Annotated in this window: 5 protein-coding genes; all 5 read left to right on the top strand. The window is 62.9% G+C overall.

The window, feature by feature from the left end:
• Window positions 1-172: 172 nt before the first annotated feature.
• The 5 genes from ACYVKQ_RS23110 (at window position 173) to amaB (ending at window position 6365) form a co-directional block, all read left to right on the top strand.
• On the top strand, window positions 173-1372 hold the full coding sequence (locus ACYVKQ_RS23110; RefSeq protein WP_460677747.1) for a M20 metallopeptidase family protein: 1200 nt from the start codon (window positions 173-175) through the stop codon (window positions 1370-1372).
• A 21-nt stretch (window positions 1373-1393) separates the two neighbouring features.
• Entirely contained in the window at window positions 1394-2206 is an 813-nt protein-coding gene (locus ACYVKQ_RS23105) for a hypothetical protein (RefSeq protein WP_460677746.1), read from the top strand.
• Window positions 2207-2435: 229 nt separating this feature from the next.
• The gene (locus ACYVKQ_RS23100) at window positions 2436-2867 is read left to right on the top strand and encodes an Hsp20/alpha crystallin family protein (RefSeq protein WP_460677745.1); all 432 of its coding nucleotides are present in this window, start codon (window positions 2436-2438) and stop codon (window positions 2865-2867) included.
• Window positions 2868-3066: 199 nt separating this feature from the next.
• A complete protein-coding gene (locus ACYVKQ_RS23095) occupies window positions 3067-4572 on the top strand; it encodes a Do family serine endopeptidase (RefSeq protein WP_460677744.1) in 1506 nt (501 codons plus the stop codon).
• Between the two features lie 194 nt (window positions 4573-4766).
• The gene (gene amaB, locus ACYVKQ_RS23090) at window positions 4767-6365 is read left to right on the top strand and encodes an L-piperidine-6-carboxylate dehydrogenase (RefSeq protein ID WP_460677743.1); all 1599 of its coding nucleotides are present in this window, start codon (window positions 4767-4769) and stop codon (window positions 6363-6365) included.
• Window positions 6366-6444: the final 79 nt, after the last annotated feature.

The raw sequence follows: 6444 nt of genomic DNA, 5'->3' as shown, positions 1-6444 counted from the left end.
CTTGCATCTACATGCTTACGCAGTGTCTCCACTAGCAGCTACACCGTTCTCGAATCCGCTATATGTTGCGCGGTTTTTCGGAAAAAACAGCCAAAACCGCGCAAGTGTATCGACGGGCGCGCAGCCAACTGGAGTCGCCCCGCAGCCGCCGTTTCCGCCGTACCTTGCGGACATGCAGCACTTGCTTTCCCGCATCCAGGAACTAGCCACCCAGCAGGCCCCCGACGTGGTAGCCCAGCGCCACCACCTGCACGCTCACCCCGAGCTGTCGTTCAAGGAATTTCAAACCGCGGAGTTCGTGGCCGCTGAGCTGCGCAAGCTCGGCCTCGACCCGCAGCCCATTGCTACCACCGGCTTGGTGGCCCACATCGAAGGGCGTAACCCCGGCCGCCGCACCGTGGCCCTGCGCGCTGATCTGGACGCGCTGCCCATTCAGGAGCAGAACGACGTGCCCTACCGCTCGCAGAACCCCGGCGTGATGCACGCCTGCGGCCACGATGTGCACACGTCGTCGCTGCTGGGCGCGGCCCGCATCCTCACGCAGCTGCGCGACGAGTTCGAAGGCACTGTGAAGCTCATGTTTCAGCCCGGCGAGGAGCTGGTGCCCGGCGGCGCATCCATCATGATCAAGGAAGGCGTGCTCGACAACCCCGCTCCGCAGTCGGTGCTCGGCCAGCACGTGTTTCCGCAGCTGCCCGCCGGCCAGGTGGGCATCCACGCCGGCCGCTACATGGCCTCGGCCGACGAGCTGTACCTGACCGTGCGCGGCAAGGGCGGGCACGGGGCCATGCCCGAGCAGAACATCGATACCGTGCTGGTGGCGGCCAACCTGATTGTGGCCGCGCAGCAGCTGGTAAGCCGCCGCGCCAACCCTAAGATTCCATCGGTGCTTTCCTTCGGCAAAGTCATTGCCAACGGCGCCACCAACGTCATTCCCAATGAGGTTCATATCGAAGGCACCTTCCGCACCATGGACGAGCAGTGGCGCGAGCAGGCCCACGGACACCTGCGCCAGCTCTGCGAGGGGCTGGCCGCGGCCATGGGCGCCACGTGCGAGCTGGAAATCCGCCGCGGCTACCCCTGCCTCGACAACGACCTGACCGTGACGGCCCGCGTGCGCGCCGCCATGGTGGCGTACCTGGGCGAGGAAAACGTGGTCGACATCGACCAGTGGATGGCTTCCGAGGATTTTGCCTTCTACTCGCAGGCGGCCCCGAGCTGCTTTTACCGCCTCGGCACCCGCGCCCCCGACGGCCGCTACGCCTCCTCCGTACACACCCCCACCTTCGACGTGGAAGCGCACGCCCTGACCGTCGGGCCGGGCTTGATGGCCTGGCTGGCCCTGCGCGAGCTGGCGGAAGGCGTTTCCTAACTATCTATGCTCTTTAGGCTCATGACCAGCAGAATACCCCAAACCCTGTGGCTGGGCGCCACGCTCACGCTGCTGATGGCCGGCTCCGCTTTGGGCCAGCGCAAGCTGTCGAGCCCATTGGAAGGGCGCACCGAAGCGCAGGTAGAGTACGTGCGGTCAAACGGTGACTTCTGGTGGGGCAGCCTCCACACCGACCACCGCCTGCGAGATGACGCCGGGGCGTTTGTCAACAACTGGGGGCAAATCGGCTACGAGCATTTCTGGTCGCCGCAGTGGAGCGCGGGGGGCAATGCCCGCCTCTACGTGGTGGAAGAACTGAACGGTGGCGACGTAAGCCGTCTGCGCGCCAATTTCCGGCCGGAGGTGTTGCTGCGCCACCGTGGCGACTTGCTCGGCCTCACCTTCGGGCAGCGCCTGAGCGCGGAGTATATGTTTCAGGAAGACCGCAACCTGGGCACCGCCCGCCTGCGTCTGGACCTGGAGCGGTTTATTTCCATCGGCGAGCGGCTCAAGCTGCGCCCGCGCGTGGCCTACGAAGCGGCCATGAACATCCGGCTGCAGCCGCCCGACAACGCACCCGACGAACGAACCATTGATCAAAGCCTGTGGCGGGCAGAGGTAGGTATTCGTCTGTCGGACCATTTGGACCTGACGCCGTACGTGGCCCGACAAAACGACTACCGGATTTTCCTATTTCAGTACGACATGGACGGGAACATCACGTCCGGCGGCCGCACCAACGTGCGGACGCCCGTGGTAGGACTGGACCTGCGTTATACCTTATTCCAAGGCAATGCGAGCTTTGAGCGCATCCAGCTGCCCACGCAGCACTAAGAATTTGTCATAATGTCATCATCGTTCGCGGCTGTAAAACCTGGAATAGGCAGTATAACTAGATAATTATGTCAGTCGATACAAAGGGTGAATTTTATAGTTGAGAAAAATTTGACATAATGTCTGGTTTTATGATTTGGTACGAATTTGATAAGAAGGTAATTGTCCCGCAGTAGTCGGGGCATCTTTCCTTCAGAACCCAACCAAACCAAATACTACCATGGCAACCATGTTTAATACGCTTCCGGCCCGCCGCGCTACTCGTCCCTTCGACGTCGTGTTGAACCAGTTGTTCAACGATACCCTGCCCGGCTTTACCACCAGCACCGGCTTCATGCCCGCTGTCGATGTGCTCGAAACGGCCAACGGCTTTGAGCTGCTGCTGACCCTGCCGGGCGTTCCGAAAGACGCGCTGACCATCGACGTACAGGAAGGCACCCTCACCGTGAGCGGCGAGCGGAAGGCGCCCGTTACCGAAGGCGAAAACGCCCCGAAGGTGCGCCGCGTGGAATCCAGCTACGGCTCGTTCGCCCGCAAATTCCGCCTGCCCGACACGGTAAACGTCAACGCCATTGAAGCCGAAATGACCGACGGGGTGCTGCGCCTCGTGCTGCCTTACGACACGGAAAAGACTTCTAAGCGCCTCATCGAAGTGCGCTAATTGTCAGCATGACTGCAAAAAAGGCACCGCTTGCTGGTGCCTTTTTTGTTGGCGCGGCTGTTGTTATACTAGCCATGCCGATGCAACCGTGTACGAGCAAGTGGGTATCTAACGTTAAAGCCCGCACAGTGGCGTTGCACCAGCACGAAGAACTTCGTATTTTAACCTCGGACTCACTTTTTCTTCTCTTAACTACCCCATGCAAGCCAAACAAATGATGCTCGGCCTTCTGGGCTCCGCCGTTCTGGGCGGAAGCGTGGCCGTGGGAGGGTACAAGCTGCTGGAACCCGCGCGCACGGATGCGCCGCAGGCCGTGGCTGCCGACCCCAATGTGCGCTACACCAGCGCGCTGCGCAATTCTACTTACACCGTGCCCGAGGGGCTGAATTTTGTGGCGGCTGCGTCGGCCGTAACGCCGGCGGTAGTACACGTGATGACCGAGTACGCCCCCAAAATGGCGCAGAACGACCAGATCCGCATGGACCCGTTCCTACGGCAGTTCTTCGGCGATGATTTTGACGGCGGCATGCGGCGCCAGCAGCAGGGGCCGCAGGTGGGTTCGGGCTCGGGCGTCATCATTGCGGCCAACGGCTATATCGTCACCAATAACCACGTCATCGACAAGGCCGACAAGATTGAGGTCGTGCTCGACGACAAGCGCAAGTACAACGCCAAGCTCGTCGGGGCGGACCCCACGACCGACCTGGCGCTGCTCAAAGTGGAGGCCGACAACCTGCCCTACGTACGTTATGGCAACTCCGACCAGGTGAAGGTCGGGGAGTGGGTACTGGCCGTGGGCAACCCGTTTAACCTGAACTCGACCGTAACGGCCGGCATCATCTCCGCCAAGGGCCGCAACATCAACATCCTCAGCCGCGAGGACCGCATGGGCATTGAGTCGTTTCTGCAGACCGACGCGGTGGTAAACCCCGGTAACTCCGGCGGCGCCCTGGTCAACCTGAACGGCGACCTGGTGGGCATCAACTCGGCCATTGCCTCGCACACCGGCTCGTTTGAGGGTTACTCCTTCGCGGTGCCTTCCAGCATCGTGAGCAAGGTGGTGGACGACCTGCTGAAGTACAAAGTGGTGCAGCGTGCCCTGCTCGGGGTGAACATCCGCGAGGTAGACGCCACGCTGGCCTCGGAGAAGAAGCTTAAGAGCCTCGACGGCGTGTACGTCATGGGTCTGGGCAACAGCAGCGCTGCGGCCGAAGCCGGCCTGAAGGAGGGGGACATCATCACCGAAATCAACGGCGTGAAGGTGAACACCTCGTCGCAACTGCAGGAGCAGGTAGCCCGCTTCCGCCCCGGCGACAAGATCAAGGTGAGCTACCTGCGCGGCGACGACCGTAAGACGACCACCGCCATCCTGCGCAATGCTTCCGGCACCACCGACATCGTGCGCGAGGAAACCGGCACGGCCATCGAGTACGAAGGGGCCAAATTCTCGCCGCTGAGCCGGCAGGAGCAGAACAAGCTGGACCTCGACGGCGGCGCCAAGATCAGCGGCGTACGCGGCTCCAACTTCCGCGAAACCGGCATCGGCGACGGGTTTATCATCACCCGCATCGACAAAAACAAGGTGAGCAAGCCCCAGGACGTGAAGCGCTATCTGGAAGCCGCCAAGCAAAGCCAGGGCGCGCTGGTGGAAGGCGTGTACCCGGATGGCCGTAAGGCTTACTACCCCATCGGGCAGGTCGACTAATTCGACTGTTGCCCCGAAGAAAAGCCTCCGTCAGCCCGACGGAGGCTTTTTTATTAGCTTTGTTTCGAGTCACAATCGTCTGTCAGCCTGAGCCGGAAAAAGCGGCTTGCTGCGCCTGAGCCCGGGCTGCCGGCCCGTTCGGCCAGCCAGAAGCGCGGCCGCGGCCTGACGTACCAACCCCCACTTTCCCACCCATGAAACTAGCCATCGAAGAAGCCACCGCCACCGGCACCGACGTTCAGGAACACGACCACCACGGCATCCGCCAGGTACTGCGCGAACTGGGCATTCAGGAAATCAACGCGGCCTACAGCACCGGGCTGCAGTGGGGCGGTGAGGCCAACGAGCAGGTACGCAGCATCGCCTCGCCCACCGACGGCAAGCTGATTGCGCAGGTACGCATGGCCACCGCCGCCGACTACGAACAGGTGGTGCGCACGGCCGAGGAAGCATTCAAGTCCTGGCGCCTGGTGCCCGCGCCCAAGCGGGGCGAAATCGTGCGGCAGATCGGCAACAAGCTGCGCGAATACAAGGAGCCCCTGGGCAAGCTGGTGAGCTACGAGATGGGCAAAATCCTGCAGGAAGGCCTGGGCGAAGTGCAGGAAATGATTGACATCTGCGACTTCGCCGTAGGCCTCTCGCGGCAGCTGCACGGCTACACCATGCACTCGGAACGCCCGGCGCACCGCATGTACGAGCAGTACCACCCGCTGGGTCTGGTCGGCATTATCTCGGCCTTCAACTTCCCGGTGGCCGTGTGGAGCTGGAACGCCATGCTCGCGGCCGTGTGCGGCGACGTGAGCATCTGGAAGCCCTCGGAGAAAACGCCGCTGGTGGCCGTGGCCGTGCAGCACATCATAAAAGACGTGCTGCAGGAAAACGAGCTGCCGGAAGGCATCTTCAGCGTCGTCATCGGCGACGCCGAAATCGGCGGGCTGCTGGCGGCCGATGAGCGCGTGGCGCTGGTATCGGCCACGGGCTCCACGCGCATGGGCAAGAAGGTGGGCGCCGTGGTTGGGGCGCGCCTCGGCAAGGCCCTGCTGGAGCTGGGCGGCAACAACGCCATCATCCTCACGCCCCACGCCGACCTCGACATGGCCATCCGCGCCGTGCTCTTCGGGGCCGTGGGCACCGCCGGGCAGCGCTGCACCACCACGCGCCGCCTCATCATCCACGAGGACGTGTACGAAGACGTGAAGCAGCGCCTGCTGTCGGCCTACCCCAAGCTGCCCATCGGCCACCCGCTGCAGGACGGCAACCTCGTGGGCCCGCTCATCGACACCGACGCGGTGCAGGGCTTCGTGAAGGCGCTGGAGGCCGTGCAGGCCGAAGGCGGCACGCTGCTGACTGGCGGCGAGGTGCTCAGCGGCCCCGGCTACGAAACCGGCACCTACGTGCAGCCGGCCCTGGTGGAAGCCAAGAACGAATACCGCACCGTGCAGGAAGAAACCTTCGCCCCGATTCTGTACCTGATAAAGTACTCGGGCGAGGTGGAAAACGCCATTGCGCTGCAGAACGGCGTGCGCCAAGGCCTCTCGTCGTCTATCTTCTCGCTGAACATGCGCGAGGCCGAAGCCTTCCTCGCTCACACCGGCTCCGACTGCGGCATTGCCAACGTGAACATCGGCACCTCGGGCGCCGAAATCGGCGGGGCATTCGGCGGCGAGAAGGAAACCGGCGGCGGCCGCGAATCGGGCTCCGACGCCTGGCGCGTGTACATGCGCCGCCAGACCAACACCATCAACTACGGCACCCAGCTGCCGCTGGCCCAGGGCATCAAGTTCGATATCTAAGCCTCAGCTCTGGCCTGCCTGAATGCCAAAGGGCCCGGCGCTTCCCACGAAGCGCCGGGCCCTTTGCTTTGTCGAATTG

It is taken from the genome of Hymenobacter coalescens (genome assembly GCF_054783195.1).
This window is presented reverse-complemented; position numbering and strand designations above follow the sequence as displayed.